Origin of the sequence: Pontibacter akesuensis (assembly GCF_001611675.1) — a bacterium.
GTDB lineage: Bacteria > Bacteroidota > Bacteroidia > Cytophagales > Hymenobacteraceae > Pontibacter > Pontibacter akesuensis.
Window position 1 is genome coordinate 1,204,925 of the sequence record NZ_CP014766.1, and the last position, 22,595, is coordinate 1,227,519.

17 protein-coding genes are annotated in these 22,595 nt (G+C 52.4%); 10 read left to right on the forward strand and 7 right to left on the reverse strand.

What is annotated here, in order from left to right:
- Nucleotides 1-150: 150 nt before the first annotated feature.
- The 6 genes from A0W33_RS04990 to A0W33_RS05015 form a co-directional block, all read right to left on the reverse strand.
- On the reverse strand, nt 151-1,101 hold the full coding sequence (locus tag A0W33_RS04990; RefSeq protein ID WP_068837143.1) for a pectinesterase family protein: 951 nt from the start codon (nt 1,099-1,101) through the stop codon (nt 151-153).
- Between the two features lie 9 nt (nt 1,102-1,110).
- On the reverse strand, nt 1,111-2,385 hold the full coding sequence (locus tag A0W33_RS04995) for a pectate lyase family protein (protein ID WP_308428488.1): 1,275 nt from the start codon (nt 2,383-2,385) through the stop codon (nt 1,111-1,113).
- Nucleotides 2,386-2,617: 232 nt separating this feature from the next.
- The gene (locus A0W33_RS05000) at nt 2,618-3,907 is read right to left on the reverse strand and encodes a DUF4861 domain-containing protein (protein WP_068837145.1); all 1,290 of its coding nucleotides are present in this window, start codon (nt 3,905-3,907) and stop codon (nt 2,618-2,620) included.
- Nucleotides 3,908-4,016: 109 nt separating this feature from the next.
- Nucleotides 4,017-5,627, reverse strand: coding sequence for a DUF4957 domain-containing protein (locus A0W33_RS05005; RefSeq protein WP_172798091.1), 1,611 nt, complete (start codon nt 5,625-5,627; stop codon nt 4,017-4,019).
- Nucleotides 5,628-5,663: 36 nt separating this feature from the next.
- A complete protein-coding gene (locus A0W33_RS05010; RefSeq protein WP_068839941.1) occupies nt 5,664-7,472 on the reverse strand; it encodes a RagB/SusD family nutrient uptake outer membrane protein in 1,809 nt (602 codons plus the stop codon).
- An 18-nt stretch (nt 7,473-7,490) separates the two neighbouring features.
- Nucleotides 7,491-10,748, reverse strand: a complete 3,258-nt coding sequence (locus tag A0W33_RS05015; RefSeq protein ID WP_229802226.1) for a SusC/RagA family TonB-linked outer membrane protein — start codon at nt 10,746-10,748, stop codon at nt 7,491-7,493.
- Nucleotides 10,749-11,227: 479 nt separating this feature from the next.
- Between A0W33_RS05015 and kduI the strand changes: the two genes are divergently transcribed.
- The 10 genes from kduI (at nt 11,228) to A0W33_RS05065 (ending at nt 21,801) form a co-directional block, all read left to right on the forward strand.
- Nucleotides 11,228-12,070, forward strand: coding sequence for a 5-dehydro-4-deoxy-D-glucuronate isomerase (kduI, locus tag A0W33_RS05020; RefSeq protein WP_068837148.1), 843 nt, complete (start codon nt 11,228-11,230; stop codon nt 12,068-12,070).
- Nucleotides 12,071-12,076: 6 nt separating this feature from the next.
- The gene (locus tag A0W33_RS05025; RefSeq protein ID WP_068837149.1) at nt 12,077-12,862 is read left to right on the forward strand and encodes a gluconate 5-dehydrogenase; all 786 of its coding nucleotides are present in this window, start codon (nt 12,077-12,079) and stop codon (nt 12,860-12,862) included.
- A gap of 61 nt (nt 12,863-12,923) precedes the next feature.
- Nucleotides 12,924-13,955 carry a LacI family DNA-binding transcriptional regulator gene (locus tag A0W33_RS05030; RefSeq protein ID WP_068837150.1) on the forward strand — a complete coding sequence of 344 codons (1,032 nt, stop codon included), beginning with the start codon at nt 12,924-12,926 and terminating at the stop codon, nt 13,953-13,955.
- Between the two features lie 111 nt (nt 13,956-14,066).
- Nucleotides 14,067-15,497, forward strand: coding sequence for a tagaturonate reductase (locus A0W33_RS05035; protein WP_068839942.1), 1,431 nt, complete (start codon nt 14,067-14,069; stop codon nt 15,495-15,497).
- A gap of 167 nt (nt 15,498-15,664) precedes the next feature.
- Nucleotides 15,665-17,065 (forward strand): glucuronate isomerase, encoded by a 1,401-nt coding sequence (gene uxaC / locus A0W33_RS05040; protein ID WP_216637181.1) that lies wholly within the window; start codon nt 15,665-15,667, stop codon nt 17,063-17,065.
- Nucleotides 17,066-17,070: 5 nt separating this feature from the next.
- Nucleotides 17,071-18,090: a sugar kinase gene (locus A0W33_RS05045; protein ID WP_068837152.1), complete on the forward strand. Its 1,020-nt coding sequence runs from the start codon at nt 17,071-17,073 to the stop codon at nt 18,088-18,090.
- Nucleotides 18,080-18,739: a bifunctional 4-hydroxy-2-oxoglutarate aldolase/2-dehydro-3-deoxy-phosphogluconate aldolase gene (locus A0W33_RS05050; RefSeq protein WP_068837153.1), complete on the forward strand. Its 660-nt coding sequence runs from the start codon at nt 18,080-18,082 to the stop codon at nt 18,737-18,739. Before A0W33_RS05045 ends, A0W33_RS05050 begins: the two co-directional genes overlap by 11 nt.
- Nucleotides 18,740-18,941: 202 nt before the next feature.
- A complete protein-coding gene (locus A0W33_RS05055) occupies nt 18,942-19,925 on the forward strand; it encodes a TRAP transporter substrate-binding protein (RefSeq protein WP_068839943.1) in 984 nt (327 codons plus the stop codon).
- Between the two features lie 21 nt (nt 19,926-19,946).
- Entirely contained in the window at nt 19,947-20,441 is a 495-nt protein-coding gene (locus tag A0W33_RS05060) for a TRAP transporter small permease (protein ID WP_068837154.1), read from the forward strand.
- Nucleotides 20,442-20,502: 61 nt separating this feature from the next.
- Nucleotides 20,503-21,801 carry a TRAP transporter large permease gene (locus A0W33_RS05065; protein ID WP_068837155.1) on the forward strand — a complete coding sequence of 433 codons (1,299 nt, stop codon included), beginning with the start codon at nt 20,503-20,505 and terminating at the stop codon, nt 21,799-21,801.
- Between the two features lie 213 nt (nt 21,802-22,014).
- Here the strand turns inward: A0W33_RS05065 and A0W33_RS05070 are convergent, their stop codons facing one another.
- Nucleotides 22,015-22,476, reverse strand: a complete 462-nt coding sequence (locus A0W33_RS05070; protein WP_068837156.1) for a response regulator — start codon at nt 22,474-22,476, stop codon at nt 22,015-22,017.
- Nucleotides 22,477-22,595: the final 119 nt, after the last annotated feature.

A 22,595-nucleotide genomic window follows, 5' to 3' on the forward strand; every position in this document is an offset into this window, starting at 1 on the left:
TTGCTACGCCACCCTTAAGCCCCTTGCCGGCTCCTTGTTGTATCCCTTCTCCCTTGCTTTCTACTCTAGGTTAATGCTGCAACACCAAACCATACTTCTGCAGGACAATCGATTGCACAATTTAATAAAAAATTTTGCATTGTCAACTGATTACTCACTTATTACTTTCCAACCGTCATTTCCCGATAATATATTATTTACTGTATACTTTCGTGCTTCACGCCTTTTCAGCTGTTTTGCCCAACTAACCCTTGCCTTGGGAGCAGCGCCCGGTCCGATTGATTTGTACTCTGCATAGAATGCCGTCTTCTCCGCCTCAGGTTTGCTCCAGTTGTGCCATCCCTCCGGCCTGATGTGCTTCCCGAGCTTTGTGCTGATGAACACCGTTTTGGCATAAGGCCTCCAGGGGCGGCCCAAGTATACTTTAGTTGCCTCCTCTGAGGCGGTGACAGTGCAGTTCAGGAAAACGAAGCCGAACGCCTGCCCTTCCGGGGTGGAGGCAGCCGTGATGTAGGAGTTTTTCTTGCAGTGGATGATGCAGTTTTCAAATACGGCTGTGGCCGGGCCGAAGATAAAATCTGTGGTGCCCTCGATGTAGCAGTTGCGGTAATACTGCCGGCTCCCGTTTACCCCGGCATAAAGCGTATCCTGGTCACCGATGATGCGGCAGTCTTCGAACACGCAGCGGTCGGCCTCTACATGCAATGCCACCGCCTGCCCTACCGTTCTGCCGGCGCTGTTCTCGAAGGTGATGTTCTCTGCCCTGAAGTCATTGCCCTGCACCAGTACCGTATAAGAAGTAAAAGTGTTAATGTCTCCCTTGCCGGAGTGGTCATCCCAGCGGATGATGGTTTTATACTTGTCCTCCCCGATAAAGGAAAGGTTGGACTTCCAGGTGGGGATAATGATCTTTTCGCGGTAGATGCCATTCTTAATAAAAATCTCCACCCGCTTCTCCGGGAAAGAAGGCACGACATCTACCGCGGCCTGAATGGAAGTATAATCTCCGCTTCCGTCCTGCGCCACAACTACCCTGCCCTGCTGCGCCTGCACGAGCGTAGCAATCAAACAAAGTATAAGTAGGGCTGACAGTCGTTTCATAGTGTGTTCTTACTTAACCAGATTTCCTTCTACTAAACTGTTCAAGTATACTTCGATATTCGTGTACTGCTTGTCCAGCGTGTAAGCGGCAGCGTCTGCGGCGTCGTCAGCATTCAGTTTTTGCTGGCGCTCCCATGCATCCGGCATGCCGTCCTGGTCCTTATCGGCAGGTGCTTCTACAGCCTTCATTTCTGGCCAGCCACCCACGTCCTTTTGCGAATCGATAATGCCGTTCTTGTTTTTGCCGTTGGTTGCCTGCCCTGTTCTTACTTCCTGTACCACGCGCGCATCCACTGCATCGCGTCGGTAACTGGCACCGGCATGGGCCAGCACAGAGGCAAAAGCCTCCTGCGCAGACTGATCCGGTATGGCCGTGCTGTTGAACGGATTTCCCACCAGCGCAGAATCCGGATGTTCCAGCGCTACGCCTAAGGCGTTATACTGCGTCACTTCCGGACTTCCCTCCACCACGTTGCCTGCCAGGTAAAACTGCCCGTAAGGTGCGTAAGGCTCCAGCAGCCTGTCTTTCTTTGATTTTGGTGTGGCCGGGCCGGGCTTGTAGAAGTTGTTCACCATGTTGTACCTTCCCCTTTCGCCGCCATAGGTGTTGTTGCCACCCCAGTTAAAGATTACGTTGTTACGGAAGTCCACCAATTCGTCAGGTGAGTTGGCCGTGGTTTTGGAACCACTGAAACGCGGCATGCGGCTCATGTGGTTGGCCAGCAGGTTGTGGTGAAACGACGCGCCCACGCCTCCCCAGATACCGCCGTACCCGTGGTCGCCCTTGGCATGTATAGACTGGTTCAGGCTTTCGGAAATGATGCACCACTGCAGCGTGAAATTTGTATTGTCGTAGAAGGAAGCGCTCTCATCGGTTGCCCAGCTCATGGAGCAGTGGTCCACAATGATGTTGCTTTTCCCCTTATTTGCCGTCAGCGCATCCGCCTGTACGCCCTTCACATCGCCCATGCGGAAACGCAGGTAGCGTACAATTACATTATCGGCCTTGATGTTAACAGGAAAGTTTCGAATCGTGACGCCATCGCCCGGCGCTGACTGGCCGGCAATGGTGATATCAGGATTGTTTATATCAAGCGGCGACTCCAGGTCAAGTATACCAGAGACAGCGAACACCACCATGCGTGGTCCTTTTTTTCGGACGGCCTCCCGCAAACTGCCCGGCCCTTCATCGTTCAGGTTCGTAACCACCACCACTTGTCCGCCGCGGCCACCGGTCGTGAATTTACCGAAGCCCTCTGCTCCAGGGAATGCCAGCTGCTGCACAGTTTCTGTTGCAGGCACAGCTGCCACAGGGACAGTAACAGCCTCGGGTGCAGGTTCACCGGAAGATACGCTTGCCGGCTGCTGTACGCAGCCAGCAAAGCATACCATCGGCAAAAATAATCCTAACAAACTCACTCTCACCTTAATTCTATTCTTAAACATTTGTGTTTTCTTATTTTGGATGATGCTTCACAACTAAGGCTACTGGCATCACTAAATTCACTTTAGCAGGCTACCGTTTCGAAAGCCTAACCTGAACCGGGTTAGCCAACTCGGCTGCCGTTTTGTTCAGGTATTCTGTAAACTGCGCTTCGTTCTTTATACCCTCCGGCTCCAGTTCCCAGGCTGCCAGAAAATAATACTCCAGTTGGTTCGCTTCAGGCTTCAGCTGCACCACATGGCTGTTGGCATCTTCGGTGAAACGGATAAAATCTTTGGGGCGGAACAGCACGGCAATTCCCAGCTTGTCGTTGTTCAGGCTTTGCTGGCCGTAGGTGGCCAGATAGCCCCACGCCTTGTCGCTGCCTGTGCTCGAAAGCAGTTTTGCCTTCGCATCCTTTATCAGCCCGGTACTTAAATTCTCCGGGTTTGCCCCTGTTACCTGCACCTGGTGGTGCGTCAGGCGGCTGCCGGCGTGTATGCCCAACTGCGACTGTACGCCCATTTCCATATCGGCCACTTTCCAGCCATAGTAGTTGGTGCCGATGGAGGAGTACAGGTTGCCGTTTTCCCTGATCACGCTGATCATACTGTCTGTCTCAGCGATGCGGTTTGCCTGCCCGTTGTGGAAATGAGCGAGGGTGCCCACACCCAAAGACTTGCCTACTTTCAGCACATCCATACCCCAGGCGCCTTCCTCATGGTAAGAGTCATAGCCATCCTGGCCCACCTGCTGCAGCACCATTTCGTTTGTTTTCTTCCCGAACACATCCGTACCATTGCGCCAGTCCAGGTAAAAGCGGTAGCCTACTTTATCAGACTCCCAGCCTGGGCCTTCATAGCGGATATAGTAGGAGTGGTCAGTTACTTCATCCGGCACGCGCAGTGAATCCACGTTTTGAAACGTGCCGCCGATGTACTTCCTGTTTTTAAACTTCCCGCCTACTTTGTGCGATAATTCGGCCTGGGTGCGTTTGGTATAATCTCTTTTTGCTATGCCTTGCTTGTTGTATCGGATGGTAAGCTTGCGCGCCTCATTCGCTTTCAGCTCATCCAGCACCAGCATAATTCCCTTTTTTTCTTTTAACTTGCTGTTGTACTGGCTCGGAATTTCCGTTTTGCCGTTCAGCACCACAAAGGCATTTGGATTGAAGTCAGGCGCAGATTTCTTTAAATCCGCTTCCGCTATAAATACCATCACGTTCTGGCGCGGCTGGCTCAGCGGATTTTTCACTTCCATGCTCAGTGCCCGTGGGAACTCCTGCTTGAGGTTCTGCGCGTGCGCATCCTGTGCGAACAGCACAACCAGCAGCAGTTGGAGTGGTATCCAGTATGTCAGGCTCTCAATTAGTCTGTTGTTCATTTTCAGCGCTTTACTTCAGGTGGCAATATGTGCCTTTCTTGCTTCTTCTCTGATCACTAAATAATAAGGGTGTGGCCATACGTATGGCCACACCCTTATTATAGCTGTGTTAGTAAATCCAACGTGGGTCACCAACAGGACCACCGTTGTTACTGGCCGTTCTTAAAGGCGAGCCAGCCGGCAAAGTAAAGTTAGTTGTCGACTCATTCCATCCCAGGTCAACGGCGGTATTGCCGATAAGCTGCGCAAACTCAGGGAAGATTAACGCTGCACCCTCTCCATTTGTCAGATTGTAGAGGTTGTTGTAAGCTACCGTTACAGTAGAGCCTGTGCTGCTCACGCGAATCATATCCAGCCCACCGGCCGAGTTAATATTGGCAAGTATAGAATTCTGCATGGTAAAGTTTACCATGTTTCCTCTTGCATCCAGCAGCGGATAGTCTCTGTAACCAAAGTTCGCCAGTGTGCTGTTCTCAATCAGGATGGTTGGCACAGGTGCCCCTGGCAAATCCTTCGCCCAGCTGATAAGCTGGCGACCAATGCCGTAGAAGGTGGAGTTCACCAGTTCCAGGCGCTGAAACTGCATCTCATCCAGCACAAAGAAAGAGTAACCGCCGCTTTCACCTACATTGTAGACCAGGGAGTTGCTGATTCTGATGGTGTTTACCTTGTAATCGTTGTCTTTGCCCCTATTGCCACGCAGGATCGTATTGCCCACCCCGTGTATAATGCTGTTCTCAACGATGAAATTTCCGAAGTTGGCGGCACCGCCAACGAAGTTGAAGAAGTAATCGGCACCTTCCACGCTACCGTCAAACTCGATACCAGCGAAGGTCGCTCCGGCACCCTCTCCTTCCACATCAAACTGCTTGAAGTTTACCTTAGTATCTCTGGGATTGCCCGAAGTAGACCGGAGTGTGATTTTCTTCCCGTTGATTTTAAACGTTTCTGAAAGAGAGTACACTCCCGGCTCCAGGCCAATCACGTCACCGCTTGCACTATTTTCCAGGGCCTCCTGCAGGTTGTCTTCCGGCGTCAGCACGGTGGTGTACATGGTTTCCATGGCCGTGGTGAACGAAGAGAAGCCCTTGCTTCTGTTGCCGGCATAGATCTCTACGTTATAGAACGTGTTCGGCTGCAGGTTGCCCACGGTGATGGAGCCCGAGGCGATGGCCTCCTCAGTTAGCGCTACCTCAATAGCATCGCCCGTGGCAGGACGAAGCACTAACCGCGTCAAAGTCGGAGTTGGTCTCCACCTTAACAGGACGCTCGTTGCTTTGATGTCCGGCCCATAGAGTGGCAGCATTACCTGCTCTCCCCTTATCTGAAAGCTATTGCTGGTTACCCAGTGCGACTCCGGCCTGTCACCCAGTGCGTTGGCCTTGATGCGGGCGAAGTACTTTGTCCGTACGTCCAGTTGCTCGTCTGTTAGTACCACACCGGCCGTGTCTGTCTGCACCGAAACAATTACGGGTGACTGGAACAGGGTGTCTGCGGCCACCTCTACGGTATAAGTAGCGCCGCTGCTGGCGGTGGTGTACAGCGATGGGTTCCAAGTTAGCTTTACCTGATTGATGCCGGACTGCGACTGGATGTCGCCGGCGGGCGTGAACATGCGCATTGGGGCCAGCTTATCCGGGTCCTCCTCGCAGGACAACGCCAGCATGCCCAGCAGCACCACCGGTAGAAGTCGGAATATTCTGTTTATAGCCTCTTTCATATCTTGAAGGTTAGATTTCATGATTCAGATTTTGAATTAATAGCCGTAGTCCTGAGTTAGCCTGTAGTTTTGGTTCAGGACGCCTGAGTAGATCGGGAACAGCTCCGATTTGTTTGCCTCGAACGCCACGGCGAAACTCGCCACGTAGTCTGCGTCCACAGCCGCTGCCCAGTTCACGCGGGTATAGCCCACGGGAGCCGATGAAGGCGCTGGCGTGAACATCACGTCGCTGATCGGGCCGCCATAGAAGTTAAAGCTCTCCACCTCTGCCGGCACCGTGAGGTTTACCACCGGTGTTGGCTGGTAGTACACATACTTTGGCACGTTGGCATAGCGCCCCTGCTGGTTCATCAAATCCCTCAGGTCTTGCCGCGTTTCGGCTACCATGGTTGCCAATCGATTCCAGCGAATCAAGTCATACTTGCGAATTCCCTCTCCTCCAAACTCTAGCAGGCGCTCGTGTACAAGTGCTTCAAAAAAGCCTTCCTTGTCTGTTGGCGTGTTGCCCATTCTGGCTTCGTGGCCTACAAAGGCTCTTCTTCTCACCTTCTCGAAAGCCTCAATGGCCTGTGGCGTTGGTCCGTTCAGCTCATTCTCAGCCTCAGCGAACATCAGCAGCACGTCGGCATAACGCAGCACCGGCCAATTGATGCCCACGTTCTGTGCTGTTCCGGCGATGCTTGTCCAGTACTTGCGAAACTTGCCATCGCGCATGAGTGTGAGGCGTGTCAGTTCCTTTTCATCGTTCTTGTCTATCTGGAAGTAAGCAATGGTAACATCTCTCCTTACATCACCGATTGAGTCAAACTCATAGAAGTATGTTGGGATGGCCTCGAGCTGCCCGTTAGCCGCGCCATACTTGGAGCTGCGGTCAATGCGGATGCCATTGCTGTAGCCCAGCTTGCTGTCTGTCCTGGAGTTGCCTCCAAAGGCACCCACCTCAAAGATCATCTCGTTGCCGCTTCCGCCACTAACACCTGTGTGCAGGTTTCTGAAAACCTGCTCAAAGCTTGGGTTCAGGCTATACTTGCCGCTCTGCATGATGTCCAGTGTTTCCTGCCGTGCTATCTGGTAGTAGGTCTGGTAATCTGAGCGGCGCTCTACCTGGCGGGAGTCTCTTCTGAGGGCATAACCGCCACGGGCTAGCGCGAGTCTTGCCCGCAGGCCCTTCACAGCTGCTTTCGTGATGCGCGTGTTAGGGTCTCCCGATTCATCCTGCCACGGCACCAACTCGGCAGCCTGTGCCAGATCCTCCAGCAGACGGTCGTAAATCTGGTCCTGGTCTGTTTTTGGCAAGTATAAATCAGTCTGGTCTGCGGATGGCTCGAAAGGAGCCGGTACATCGCCCCAGTTGCGAATCAACTCATGGTAGAAGATGGCACGAAGCGTCAGGGCCTCGCCATGCAGTTTCCGCAGCGCCGCCTGCTCGGCCGGGGTGCCGCTGGTATACAGGGCGGAGGCCGGAATATACTTGATGGCAATGTTGGCGCGCTCTATGCCTTCGTACAACTGCAGAAAGGGATTGTTGAGCTCCGAGTTGTCCGGACTAACGCCGAAGCCGCTGATACCTCTGCGGTCAAGCGGGTTGTACGTGCCACCGATCCTGAAATCGTCGGCCGCGTTCGGGTAGAGCGTTGAAATACGGCTGCCGTACCCATTGTCGCCCATCAGGCTGTTGTAAATACCAGTTACGGCGGAGTTGGCATAGCCTACACTTGTAAAAACGGTTGCCTGCGATACGGTGGACGGGTTCTCCACGTCCAGGTAGTTCTCGCAGGAGGAGAATGTCAGGATGCCCCCCAGTGCCAGTGGTAAAAGCAGCGACTTTATATAGTTCTTATTCATCTTCATCACCTTAAAAAATTAGAAAGTAACATTCACACCACCCAGTATAAAGCGGCTGCGCGGATAGGCAGCGTAGTCAACCCCTGGCGTCAGCGGGTTGCCGCGGCGGGTGTTTGCTTCCGGATCGTAACCTGAGTAACCTGTTAAGGTCAGCAGGTTGTTTACGGTGGCGTATACTCTGAACTTGGAGAAAACCCTTGTTCTGTCAACAATGCTTTGCGGCAAAGTATAACCGAGTGTCACGTTGCTGATGCGCAGGTAAGAACCATCTTCGATGGCGAAAGAGTGCAGGAAGTACTGGCCCAGCGGCGGTGTCCAGAACTGAGCGTTCTGGTTCAGGGCAGCCAGTTGCTCAGGGTCCGTTACCAGTTGCCCGTTGTCGTCGAAGCGTCTCCAGCGGTCGTTCACCATCGTCAGCATGTTGTTATCACGGTACAGGTACTGTGTAGTGAACTCAATCTTGTTGGCGTTGTACACTTTGTTGCCATAGGAGAAGTTCATGAACACGCTCAGGTCAAAGCCTTTGTAGGTGAACTGCTGACCAAAGCCACCGATGAATTTCGGCTGTGAAGAACCTAATACTTTTCTATCATCCGGAGTAATCATGGAGTTGCCATCGTCTGTCAGGTCAGCTAACCTAAGGTCGCCTGGCTGCGGGTCTCTGTTACCAAGAGCAATGTCTTTGCTGTTCGGAATGCCCTCTTTCAGCGTATACGTCCAGGTACCGGAGGCTTCGTTGAAGGCGGCGTTGAAATCATCCACTGTGTAGAAGCCGTCTGTAACGTAGCCATAGTACTGGCCGATTGGCTGACCCACCTGTACCCAGAAATCCTGCAGGTTATTCACCCAACCTGACATCTCGGCATAAGACTGCAGCTGGTTGCCCTCAGAGTCAATTCCCAGGCTCACGATCTTGTTGCGGTTGAAAGCCATGTTAAAGTTGGTGTTCCAGGTGAAGGCGCTGTTGTCCACCACCACGCCGCTTAACTGCAGTTCCAGTCCTTTGTTCTCTGTTTCACCGATGTTCTGCAACTGGGTGGAGTAACCGCTGGTTTGTGGGATCCGGGCCATCAAAAGAAGATCTCTGGTGCTGTTCTGGTACACATCCACCGAGCCGCTTAGCCTGTTGTTAAACAGGGAGAAGTCGAGGCCAAGGTTCCTGGAGATGGTTGTTTCCCACTTCAGGTTTGCGTTAGCCAGGTCGGGCGCCACAAAACCAGGAGTCACCGCCTCAGAGAAGGCATAGCCATAGTTGCCTGAGTTGGTGAACTGCGTTTTCCAAAGGTCCTGCCCGATACGGTTGTTACCTACTTCGCCGTAGCTGATGCGCAGCTTCAGGTCAGACAACCAATTGTCGGTACCAGCCATAAAGTCTTCATCAGCAATATGCCAGGCCAGGGATGCAGAAGGGAAATAGCCTACGCGGTTCTCAGGAGAGAAAAGCGAAGAGGCATCACGGCGCAGGTTTACTGTGGCCAGGTACTTGCCCTTGTAGTTGTAGGTGGCACGCCCGAAGAAAGACAGGAGTCTGTTTTCCTGCTCAAACGTAGCCGGCGCATCCTGTATCAAGCCCGATGGCGGTGTTGCCTTGTCGATACCGGCCCAGGCCTGCTCTGCGGTGATATCCACTGGCAGGTACTTGGTGATTATGGTAGAGCCGTTCGACTGGCGCTGCCAGATCTCATGTCCGAGCAGGGCCGTAAACTCGTGATCTGACCCCAGATCGAATCTATAGTTCAGCGTGTTGGAGTTTGTCAGCGAGAGCGCCTCTCCCTTACGAATCTCAGATACCGGCATGTCTGCGTTCTGTCTGGCAAGGCTGGTGTAGCGGCCGTCGAAATCGTAGCGGTCGGTGTTGGTGTTGGTGATACCGACAACCGTTTTAAAAGTCAGGTTCTTGATGATGTCGTAGCTGAACCAGCCATTCACCAGGATGTCGTTTCGGTTGTTTTCGCGCAGCTCCTGGTTGGCCAGCAGCAGCGGGCTGATCAGGTTCGTCTGGTTGGCGAACTCAGGATCAAACTCATCTACTGTGCTTTCCATGCCTGGCGCCACAAATGGTCTGAAGCGCACGGCGTTTCTCAGCCTGTTGTTGCTCTGCGAGCCGGTAGCGGAAGTGCCTACGCCTTCTATCGACTGGCGGCTGTAGCGGGTGCTAAGACCCAAACGCAGCTTGTCAGTAGCGCGGTGGTCGAACTTAAAAGAGGCGAGCGTTCTGACAAAGCCAGAGTTCAGCATAATGCCTTGCTCATCGGAGTGGTTCAGCGTAAAATTAAAAGAGGTTTTCTCGCTACCGCCCCTCACGCCAAGTATGTGTGTCTGGCTTGATGCGTCGCGTCCGAAAACCTCCTCCTGCCAATCGGCAAACGGCATGTTCTGATAGATATCGATATCCTCGTACAGGCCATAGCGCTGTGTAAAGGTGTTTTTCGTTTCCTGGTCGGTGTTGTAGTTGTAGATTTCGTACTGATACTTCACGTAGTCGTACGGCTTCATCACGTCCAGCTTGTTTACGATGCTTCTTACACCGGCAAATCCGTTGTAAGTCACTTCGGTTGGCATGGCCACACCGCCTTTTGTCGTGATCACCACCACGCCGTTGGCACCGCGGGCACCGTAAATAGCGGTAGAGGCCGCATCTTTCAGCACGTCAATCGACTCAATCTCCTGTGGCGAAAGTATAGACAAGGCATCCTCCATCTGGATACCGTCCACAATATATAAAGGAGAGTTATCCTGAGTGATTGAGCCTCCGCCGCGTACCCGAATCTGAATTTCGGCGCCTGGCTGGCCCTCCGAGGTAGTTACCTGCACACCTGCCAGCCTGCCGGCAAGCGCTTCCGCAGCCGTGCTTACAGGTATATCGGCCAATTGCTTCGAATTTACCGACGACACAGAACTCGTTAGGTCCCTTCTGTTCACGGTACCGTAACCCACCACCACTACTTCTTCCAGCGCCTGCTGGTCAGGTTGAATAGAAGTGTTTATTGTTTGCCTGCCCTCTACAGGCACTTCCTTTGTCTTATAACCGATAAAGGAGAAGATCAGGGTAGCATCGCTATCAACAGCAGGGAGCGTGAAAGTTCCATCCACCCCGGTTGCCGTTCCCTTAGAGGTTCCTTTCTGCAGCACCGTTACCCCAGGCAGGCCGTCGCCGTTTTCGTCTGTAACGGTTCCGGTTACGGTAAGGCCCTGAGCAAGCGCACCTGACATGGCGATAAAGAAAAGGGGCAGGAAGAACAAACACCTCATCTTCTCTAGTAAAGCGTTTCGCATAGGTTGTTTATTAAGTGTAAGTGTATAGGTTAGATTCATTTTCATTCTCAAATCGCACGGCGACCAGGTTAATCGGTCCTTTTACCCTGTGCCGCCTTTTGCGCAACTGGTGAGTGCATCCTTACTTTACCTGCGGCTGCACCTGCCTCTCCTCGCGGTATCAGAAGCAAAACAAGTTGTATTCTGCCCTGAATCTGTGCTTTGATGATTAATCACTTACCGGTAGTGATTTAGATTTGTTGCGCAAACGATTGCATTTTAAAAATTTTTCTCTTCATTTACAAAATAAACAGCGGCATTTTTACCTTAATTTGATCAAAACAGCCATTGTAACAAGTATAGCCCTATAATTTTTAGCGTAAGTACTTACTCACCCGATGTGGGTTTCCTCAACGCAAATCGAATTAAAACCGTACTTGGCTTATAATTATTGAAAATTAATTGTATTTTGCGCAAACGTTTACACAACTTATAGAACTATGAGCACATCCTATTCTATCAGACACGCCATTCACCCGAACGATAGCAAGACCTATGACACAGCAAAGCTTCGCGAGGCATTCCTTATAGAAGACCTATTTCAAAAAGACGCTGTTCAGGGTGTTTATACTATGTATGACCGCCTGATAGTAGGTGGCGCGCAACCCGCTAATAAGCCCCTGCCCCTGGAGTCGTTCCCGACACTGCGCTCGGAAAACTTCCTGGACAGACGCGAACTCGGCATCATTAACATCGGGGCAGAAAGTACGGTAACCGTAGATGGCGAAGTGATTACACTGGCTAACAAGGAGGCGCTTTATGTAGGCATGGGAACCAAAGAAGTAATCTTCCACCCTGCCGCCAACGGTGCCGATACCTTCTTCTATTTTAACTCGGCCCCGGCACACCGCAATTACCCTACAAAGAAGGTAGCGCTTGACCAGGCTGAGACAGTGGAAATGGGTTCGCTGGAGAACTCGAACCACCGCATTATCCGCAAACTGCTCATCAACTCGGTGGTGGAAACATGCCAGCTGCAGATGGGCCTGACCGAGCTGCAGCAGGGAAGCGTCTGGAACACCATGCCCGCCCACACCCACGACAGAAGAATGGAGGCCTATTTATACTTCAACCTGCCGGAAGACCAGGTGGTGAGCCACTTTATGGGCGAGCCCCAGGAAACGCGCCACCTCTTCGTAAAAAACCGACAGGCCGTTATCTCCCCGCCATGGTCTATCCACAGCGGCGCGGGCACTTACAACTATGCCTTTATCTGGGGTATGGCCGGCGAGAACCTGGACTACAACGACATGGACAAAGTACAACCGACGGACCTGAAATAAGCGGATATGAATCTATTTGACTTACAAGGGCAGGTTGCCCTGATTACGGGTGCCACGCACGGCCTGGGCATGGCGATGGCCAAAGCGCTTGGCAAGGCCGGTGCCACGCTGGTAATAAACGGCAACACCCCCGCCAAGATGGAGGCTGCCTTGGCCAACTACAGCGCGGAAGGTTACAGTGTGCACGGCTACCTTTTTGATGTGACGGATGAGGCCCAGGTGCAGGAGAACGTGGCCCGGATTGAGCAGGAAGTTGGCCCGATAGGAATTCTGGTAAACAATGCCGGCATGATTAAGCGGGTGCCGGCACTTGAAATGGATGTGGCGGAGTTCCGCAAAGTAGTGGATGTGGACCTGACCGCTCCCTTCATCATGTCGAAGTATGTGGCCAAAAACATGGTAGCGCGGCGCAGCGGCAAGATCATTAACATCTGCTCAATGATGAGCGAGTTGGGCCGGGACACTGTTTCGGCTTACGCCGCCGCCAAAGGAGGCCTGAAGATGCTGACCCGTAACCTTGCCACCGAATGGGCCAAGTATAACATACAGGTGAACGGCATCGGACCGGGCTATTTCGCCACCGACCAGACGGCTCCCATCCGTGTGGACGGTCACCCCTTCAATGACTTTATCATCAACAGAACACCCGCAGGAAGATGGGGCGACCCAGCGGATTTGGAAGGCACTACTATATTCCTGGCCAGCAAGGCCAGTAATTTCATAAACGGCCAGATTATATATGTGGATGGTGGTATATTAGCCACTATTGGCAAACCTAGCAACGAGAACTAGGTTAGCTTATGGATGCCGCCGAGCAGAACAGGCACAAAGCACTTACACACAACACACTGGAATGGAAACGAAAGCGAAAGTAACGATACACGATATAGCCGAGAAACTGAATGTGACGGCTTCTACCGTATCACGCGCTCTCAACAACAGCCCGAGAATCAGCGAAGTAACCAAAAAGGCGGTACTGAAGGCGGCGAAGCAAATGAATTACCAGCCCAACAACATTGCCGCCGCCCTTCGGAACGGCAAAAGCAATATTATTGGCATTATCGTACCCACGGCCGACAGAGCCTTCTTCGCCTCCGTTATCCGGGGAATTGAGGAGGTGGCGAACACCTTCAACTACAAAGTGATCATTAGCCAATCGTACGACAACTACGAGAAGGAAGTACAGACGATCGATGCACTTTTCAGTGCCCGCGTAGACGGCATTATCGCCTCCATCGGAAAGAACACCGAAGACTTTGCCCATTACAAAAACGCGCTGGAAAAAGGTTTTCCGCTGGTGTTGTTTGACCGCACCACCGATGCCCTGGATGTAAGCCAGGTCATGATAAACGACTACCTGGGCGCCTACAAGGTCGTGGAGCACCTTATTGAGCAGGGTTGCAAGCGCATTGCGCATTTCACAAGTCCAAAAAAAGTAAGCGTGTTTAAGGAGCGCCTCCGCGGGTACGTGGATGCGCTGAAAGACAACGGACTGCCTTACGACGAGGAGCTGGTGGTGCTAAGCAACCTGCAACTGGAGGATGGCCGGGCAAGTATGGAACAGCTTCTGCAACTGAAAGAGATGCCGGACGCCGTTTTCTCGGCAAGTGATTTCGGGGCCATGGGCGCCATGCAGGTGCTAAAAGAGCGTGGCATCAAAATTCCGGAGCAGGTAGCACTGGCTGGGTTCAGTAATGACCCCTTCACCTCCTTCACCGATCCGCCGCTGACCACCGTGGACCAGCTAAGCCTGACGATGGGCCGCAGAACGGCAGAACTGTTCTTTCAGCAGCTCAAGGCAGGCGATAAAAGGGCCGTACCTCAGAAAACGGTGCTGAAGCCCGAACTGATTATCCGAAAATCCTCCCTTAAAAAGGGGATATAACAAGTATAGCACAGGCCCCGCAGCTCACGCCGAAAGCCTGACTTTAGAAGGAACATAAAACGGAACAAGGCATGCAGCCAGGTACAGCTCCGTAAGCCAAACGAAATGATTATGAAGCAATTAAACAGACAGACAGCTAACATCACGCGCAACTACCCGGTTAAGGTGCTGCAGTTTGGAGAGGGCAATTTTCTCCGCGGATTTGTAGACTGGATCATCGATATCCTGAACGAAAAAACGGACTTTAACGGAAGCGTTAAGATTATACAGCCGATCGAACGGGGCATCGTGCACCTGCTGAACCAGCAGGATGGCCTGTACCATGTGCTGCTCAACGGCATACAGGGCGGCAAGGAAACACAGGAAACACGCCTGATTACCAGCGTTTCCGGCGCACTGAACCCTTACGACAATTATAGTGCATACCTGCAACTGGCCGAGAACCCGGACCTGGAGTTTATCATCTCCAACACAACGGAAGCGGGTATTTGCTTTGAAGAAGCTGACACAAGTATGGATACGATTCCATCCAGCTTCCCGGGCAAGCTGACTGCCTTGCTTTACCACCGCTTCAGTCACTTCAGCGGCGCACCAGACAAAGGACTGAACATCATCCCTTGTGAGCTAATCGAGAAGAACGGGGCAAAACTGAAGGAAACCATACTTCAGTTTGCCGCGCACTGGAACCTGCCGCAAGAATTTACGAACTGGATCAACGAGAGCAACATCTTCTGCAACACGCTGGTAGACCGCATTGTACCAGGCTTCCCGAAAGACGACATCAAGCAAATCCAGCAGGAGCTTGGCTTTGAGGACAACCTGGTGGTAAAGGCAGAGCCGTTCCACCTGTGGGTAATCGAGGCGCCGGAGTCTGTAAAGGCAGCCTTCCCAACCGAAAAAGCAGGCTTGCAGGTAAAGTTCGCAACAGACCTCACCCCTTACCGATCCCGCAAAGTACGCATCCTGAACGGAGCGCATACGGCGCTGGTACCGGTAGCATACCTGCACGGCTTGCGCACGGTACGCGAGGCGGTGGAAGATGCATATACGGGCCCTTTCATCAGAGAAGCCATTTTTGAGGAAATCATTCCTACGCTTGATCTTTCGAAAGAAGAGCTGGAGCAGTTTGCAAACGATGTGATCGAGCGCTTCCAGAACCCGTTCATCCACCACGAACTGATCTCAATTGCGCTTAACTCTGTCTCGAAGTATAAAGTGCGCGTGCTACCGTCAGTGCTAGAGTATCAGCATCGAAAAGGCCAGTTGCCAGAGCGCCTGCTCACCTCGCTGGCTGCCCTTATTTTGTTTTACAGAGGCGAATGGCAGGGCGAGAAAATCCCATTGAATGACACAGCGGAAGTGCTGGCATTCTTCGAGCAAGCCTGGAAAGGCAATGACGCCGCAGCTGCTGTGGATGCTACGCTCGCCAACACCGATTTCTGGGACAGAGACCTGACGCAGGTGGAAGGCCTGGCAAGTATGGTGAAGGAAAAAATAGGACAACTGCAGCGTACAGAGCAGGAAAAAGAAAAAATAGCTTAGCAGGAGCTATTATAAAGAAGTTGAGTGATGGTTGAATTGAATCTTCCCTTTGCCCCTTTTAGGTGGGGCTAGGGAAGATTTTCACCACAGGCCAAACACCCAAAAGAGAATCGAATTAAGAGCTTACTATTCTGCCATCATCAGGCAAAGGAAAACAAGTATACATGATGTCCTTTTTAGACGATAACTTTCTGCTGCAGACGGAAACTGCGCAGCAATTATACCATGCGCATGCCAAGCACATGCCCATCATTGATTACCATTGCCATTTATCACCCAAGGATATTGCCGAAGACAGGAGATTTAAGAACCTGACCGAAATCTGGCTGGAAGGCGACCATTACAAGTGGCGCGCCATGCGCACCAACGGCATCCCGGAGAAGTACTGCACCGGCGATGCGGATGATTACGCAAAGTTTGAGAAGTGGGCTCAGACTGTTCCTTACACCGTGCGCAACCCGCTTTACCACTGGACGCACATGGAGCTTAAAAAGCCTTTTGGCATTGAGAAAATCCTGAAGCCCGAGACAGCCCGCGAAATTTACGACGACTGCACCGCCATGCTGCAGACCAACGCGTTCAGCGTGCGCGGCATCCTCCAGAAAATGAACGTGGAGATTATCTGCACCACAGATGATCCGATCGACAGCCTGGAGTATCACCAGAAAATAAAGGCCGACAACTTTGGTGTGCAGGTGCTGCCAACGTTTCGCGCCGACAAGGCCATGGCCATAGAACTGCCGGAGGTGTTTCTGCCCTACTTGCAGAAGCTGGAGGAAGCGTCTGGTGTTTCCATCGGCACTTTCCAGCAGTTGCTGGACGCGCTGAAGCAGCGCCACGACTTCTTCCACGAGTTAGGCGGGCGCCTCTCCGACCACGGTCTAGAGACTATTTATGCCGAAGAATACACAGAAGCAGAAGTCAAAGCTATTTTTGAGAAGGCGCTGAATAAACAGCAGCTGTCGCAGGAAGAGGTGCTGAAGTTTAAATCGGCGATGCTGGTGGAGCTGGCCTTGCTGGATCACGCCAAAGGCTGGACGCAGCAGTTTCACCTCGGAGCCCTGCGCAACAACAACACCCGCATGATGCGCGAGTTGGGTCCTGACACCGGCTTCGACTCCATCGGCGACTTTGACGTGGCGCGTCCGCTCTCGAGGTTCATGGATAAGCTGGACAACTCTGATCAGTTAGCCAAGACCATACTTTATAACCTGAATCCGAGTCAGAACGAGCTGTACGCTACCATGATCGGCAACTTCAACGACGGCTCCACGCCGGGCAAGATTCAGTTCGGCTCTGCCTGGTGGTTCCTGGATCAGAAAGACGGCATGGAGAAGCAAATGAACGCGCTGTCGAACATGGGCCTGCTAAGCCGCTTCGTGGGCATGCTTACCGACTCCCGCAGCTTCCTCTCTTACCCACGCCATGAGTATTTCAGAAGAATCTTGTGTAATTTGATCGGCAATGATGTCGAGAGCGGCGAACTGCCAGCCAGCGAAATGGAATGGTATGGCCAGATGGTCGAAAACATCTGCTACAATAACGCAAAGAACTACTTCAACTTTTAAAACCTATGGGGAAAGTACTCTCGTTTGGGGAACTGCTGCTACGGATTTGTCCGGATGAAGGCGGACAGTGGCTACAGGAAAACAACCTGCCGTTTTACGTGGGCGGGGCAGAGGCAAACGTGGCCACCGCATTAGCGCTTTGGAATGTGCCGTCTGCTTACATCACTGCGCTGCCTGACAACTTCATTTCAGAGCAGCTGGTGGGTTATCTGAAGGGCCGAAAGGTGGAGACGGATGCCATCGTTTACCAAGGTGACCGCGTGGGCTTATACTACCTGCCAAAGGGCAAGGACCTCAAGAACACCGGGGTTATCTACGACAGAGCCGGCTCGGCTTACGCAGACCTGAAACCCGGTACGATAGACTGGAATAAGGCTTTTGAAGGCGTGAGCTGGTTTCACTTCAGCGCCATCTGCCCTGCCATTAACCAGAACGTGGCGGATGTATGCGAAGAGGCGCTGAAAGCTGCCAAAGAGAGGAATATCTTTATCTCGCTCGATCTCAACTACAGGGCAAAGCTCTGGAAGTATGGCAAAGACCCGGTGGAGGTAATGCCTGCACTGGCCAACTATTGCGACCTGATCATGGGCAATATCTGGGCGGCTAATAAGATGCTTGGCATCAAACTGAATGAGGAGCTGATTGCTGACGGGGAAAAGGAAAGCCTGCTGCAGCACGCGCAACTTACATCAGAGGAGATCACGAAGAAATTCCCGAACTGCAGCATCGTAGCCAACACTTTCCGCTTTGATCATAAGGAAGGCATCCGCTACTACACCACGCTTTACAAAGACAGCGAACTAACTGTTTCGCAGGAATATGTGGCGGAGAAGATACTGGACAAAGTAGGCAGCGGCGACTGCTTTATGGCAGGGCTGATCTACGGCTTCCATAACAAACTCTCGCCTTCCGACACACTGGCCTTTGCCACGGCTGCCGCCTTCAAGAAACTATTCATACCCAGCGATGCTACCTCTACCACGGTAGCCGAGGTACAAGAAACCATAAGCAACTATGCCAACTAAACAAACTGCCTTACAGGCTATCGTGAATCAGGGCCTGCTGCCGCTCTTCTTCTACGAAGACGCGGAAGTAAGCCTGGAGATCATCAAAACGCTCTATACAGCCGGCATACGCACGCTCGAGTACACCAACCGGGGCCCTGCCGCACTGGACAATTTCACCTACCTGAAGTCTGAACTGAACAAAGAACACCAGGACCTGCACCTGGGCATCGGCACGATTAAGACAGCAGAAGAGGCGAATGCCTTTATCAAAGCGGGCGCTGATTATATCGTTGCTCCAATTGTGGACCCGAAAGTAGGCAACATTGCGTACGAAGCGAGTTTGCTCTGGATTCCGGGCTGCTTTACGCCAACCGAGATTCATGTGGCGCAGCAGGCGCAGGCAGCTTTGATCAAGCTGTTCCCGGCCAACATACTGGGTCCTGTTTTTTTGTCCTCGATAAAGGAGCTGTTCCCCGGCCAGCTGTTTATACCTACCGGCGGCGTAGAGCTTGACAAAGACAACATCAGCACCTGGTTTAAGGCCGGTGTTTGCGCCGTGGGCATGGGCTCCAAGCTTATCAGCAAAGATGTGCTGGCGCAGCGGCAGTACGAAAAGCTGCACGCGCAAACACAGCAGGCCCTTGAGCTGGTGAAAACGAGCCGCTAAGGCGAAAACGGGGTGGTGAAGTATAGCAAGGCAAAAGCTGCGGCTATACTTCACCACTCCGCTGCTGCCAAGTATAAATGCACCTTGAAATCCTGACCTACGCTAACCTGACAGCTCTGATGCAGAGACCCTAATTATGCAGTATACCAAACGCCCTTTACAAGGAGGCCTCCTGAAGCTCGCGCAGCTATTCAGCACTCCTATGCTCCTGCTGGCCCTCCTGCTGGTAACCACCTCCTGCGATAAGATCAAACAAACAAAAGAAATTAAGCTTGCCCACACGCTAGACATAACGCACCCGGTGCACGAAGCGATGGAATTTATGGCTAAGCGGGTAAAGGAGAAGTCCGGCGGCAAACTGACCATTGATATTTACCCGAACTCGCAGCTCGGCACCGAACGGGAATGCCTGGAGCTGCTACAGATTGGCAGCCTGGGAATGACAAAGGTATCTGCGGCCGTGATGGAGGGGTTCTCCCCGAACTTTAAGGTGCTTAGCCTGCCCTATATCTTCAAGGACAAGGCCCATTATTTTGATGTACTGGGGGGAGACATCGGCGACGACCTGCTGCTGCAGGGAGAGAAGTACTGGCTGCATGGCCTTACATTTTACGATGCCGGCAGCCGCAGCTTCTACTCCACCAAAAAGCCAATCCGGACACCAGGTGACCTGGCAGGAATGAAAATCCGGGTGCAGGACAGCAAAACAGCCATCGACATGGTGCAGAGTTTCGGCGGTTCGGCCACGCCTGTATCCTGGGGCGAGTTGTACACCGGCCTGCAGCAGGGCGTGGTAGACGGAGCCGAGAACAACGCGCCCAGTTTCTACCTTTCCCGCCATTACGAGGTGGCCAAATACTACACGCTCAACGACCACACCATGGTGCCGGACATTCTCATGATTAGCTCCAAAGTATGGGAAGACCTGACGGAGCAGGAGAAAAAGTGGCTTACGGAGGCGGTGGAAGAGTCGGCGGTGGTGCAGCGCAAGCTATGGGCAGAGGCCGAGAAGGAAGCCCTGGAAGCCGTAAAGAAGGCTGGTGTCGAGATCATCAACCCAGACAAAGAGGCTTTCTCAAAGCTGGTGGAGCCGATGTATGAAGGATACAAAAGCGAACCGGAAGTATACGAGCTCATCCAAAGAATTAAAGCAGCAGAAAACACGTCTGCCAACAGCGTTAAATAGCGAGAATTTAACTTATAAGAAATGAAACTACGGAAAACGGTAGACAGTGTCCTTTTCACCCTGTTGGTGGTGCTGATGTCGGTGATGGTGTTGAACGTACTGTGGCAGGTGGCCTCCCGCTACGTGGTGCAGTCGCCTAGCTCTTTCACGGACGAACTGTCGCGGTACCTGCTGATCTGGGTAGGCTTGCTGGGCGCCAGCTACGTGAGCGGCAAAAAGCTGCACCTCGCCATCGATATTGTACCTTCTAAAATGCAGGGAAAGGGTGCCCGTAACCTCAACATCTTCATTCACCTGCTGGTGGCGCTATTCGCTTTTTTTGTGATGGTGTGGGGAGGCATCAACCTGGTGTACATCACCCTGACGCTGGGGCAAACCTCAGCCTCGCTCGGCCTGCCGTTGGGCTATGTATACACGGCCCTGCCGCTTAGCGGCCTGCTCATTATCTTCTACAGCCTCATGAACCTAACCGAGAAAGAGGAAGACCCAGAGGAGATCGGTAAGGAGTTGGCCTAGGCACTGCCCGCCCTAATTGAAAAACACGAAGCTGACAACGTTTTCTATCTAACCACAAGCAATGGATTTTCTGGAGATTATAGTACTGGTAGTAAGCTTTCTTTTTTTGCTGATTATAGGTGTTCCGATTGCCTTTTCCATCGGCATTGCGGCGCTCCTGACTATGCTGGTAAGCATTGCGCCGGAAGCGGCCTTCACCACACTGGCCCAGCGCATGGCCACCGGCCTCGACAGCTTTGCCCTGCTGGCCATACCGTTCTTTATACTTGCCGGGCAGCTCATGAACCGGGGCGGCATCGCCAGCAGGCTCATTGACTTCGCCAAAGGCCTGGTGGGCACTTTACCGGGCGGCCTGGCCTACGTGAACATCGTGGCTTGCATGCTCTTTGGGGCTATCTCGGGCTCTGCGGTGGCCGCGGCCTCTGCCATCGGCGGCATCATGACGCCCCGCATGGTAAAGGAAGGCTACTCCCGCCCTTTCAGTGCGGCTGTCAACATCACGTCTGCCACCACCGGCATGATTATTCCGCCCAGTAACATCCTGATCGTTTACTCGCTCGCCAGCGGTGGCGTGTCTATTGCGGCTTTATTTGTGGCGGGCTACGTGCCGGGTATACTACTGGGACTGGCCCTGATGTCGGTAGCTGGCTTTATCGCTTACAAAAACAAGTATCCGGTTAGCGACCGAACGCCACTGAAAGTAGTGTTTAAAAAGTTTCTGGATGCCGTGCCAAGCCTGCTGCTGCTGATTGTGGTGATCGGAGGTATTATTGCCGGTATTTTTACCGCCACCGAGGCATCGGCCATTGCGGTGCTGTACACGCTCATACTTTCGATGGTGATTTACCGAGAGGTTAAGGTAAGCGAGCTACCAGACATACTTATTCATACGGTTATCACCACAGCCATTGTGATGCTGCTGATTGGCACGTCAATGGGTATGTCATGGATGATGTCTTACGCAAACATTCCCCAGGGGGTGAGCGAGGCATTGCTTTCCATCAGCGATAACAAGATTGTGGTGCTGATCATCATCAACCTGATCCTGCTGTTCGTTGGGATTTTCATGGACATGACGCCTGCCGTGCTTATTTTCACGCCTATCTTCCTGCCTGTGGTAACGGCGCTGGGCGTGGACCCGGTACACTTCGGTATCATGATGGTGCTGAACCTGTGCATCGGGCTGTGCACGCCTCCGGTGGGGTCGGTGCTGTTTGTGGGCTGCGGCGTGGCCGACATAAGTATAAGCAAAGTGATAAAACCGCTGGTCCCTATGTTCCTGGCAATGGTGGTTGCATTGCTTCTGGTAACGTACATTCCGGAGCTTAGCCTGTGGCTGCCAAGGGTTTTTGGCCTGTAGTAGAGAATGGCAGTAAAGACTTGGAGTCAGCCAGTTTGGCATGGCACTGCTGACAGCAAAATCGTCAGTTATATATAATTTTCACTATACTTTATAACTTGCAGTCATTCAGAAATTAATGGCATGATTTATGCTAATTAAATTCTCGGCTAAAAGTTGAAATTGGTTATAGATTTCAGCATATGTGGAGGCTCCCCGTTGTGGGAGCCTTCGCTATTTAGTATTGTTTTCGTTCAGCCCCTCCTGTTCTTGCCTGTGGTTTTGCACAGTGTCTCCTGCCCAATATTTGGCATAAGCCTCCATCACTGTTTCTTTACATAAAGGCTTGTCAGTGAACTCCTGTACACCCGCTTCTTTAAACAACTGTATTTGTTCTTTGGAGGAATCAACAGCCAGCAATAGAAACAAAACACTTACTTCATTCAGTAAGCCTTTGTGGCCCAGCCTTTCCATTAGCTCCAAGCCGTCCATCACCGGCATGTGGTGGTCTAGTATAATCAGTTCCGGGCGGGTTTTGTCTTTCTGCCAGGTTTCCAGCAGGTAGTTGTAAGCTACTTCGCCGTTTAGCTGCACCGTCACCTGCTCAGTTATGCCCAGTGACCGCAGGAGCCTTTGGTTTAAAAAGTTGGTAGCCTCATCATCGTCAATTAAAAGGATCTCCCGTAGTTTCTTCATTTTAGTTGTGTTTGCGCAGTTAACCACTGTAACGCAACTAAGCTTGTGGTGTTAGAAACCAGCCTGTTCCTGTTGCCTGAGTAGCGCACTTTGGCCCTGTTCCCACCGGCCTACAACTA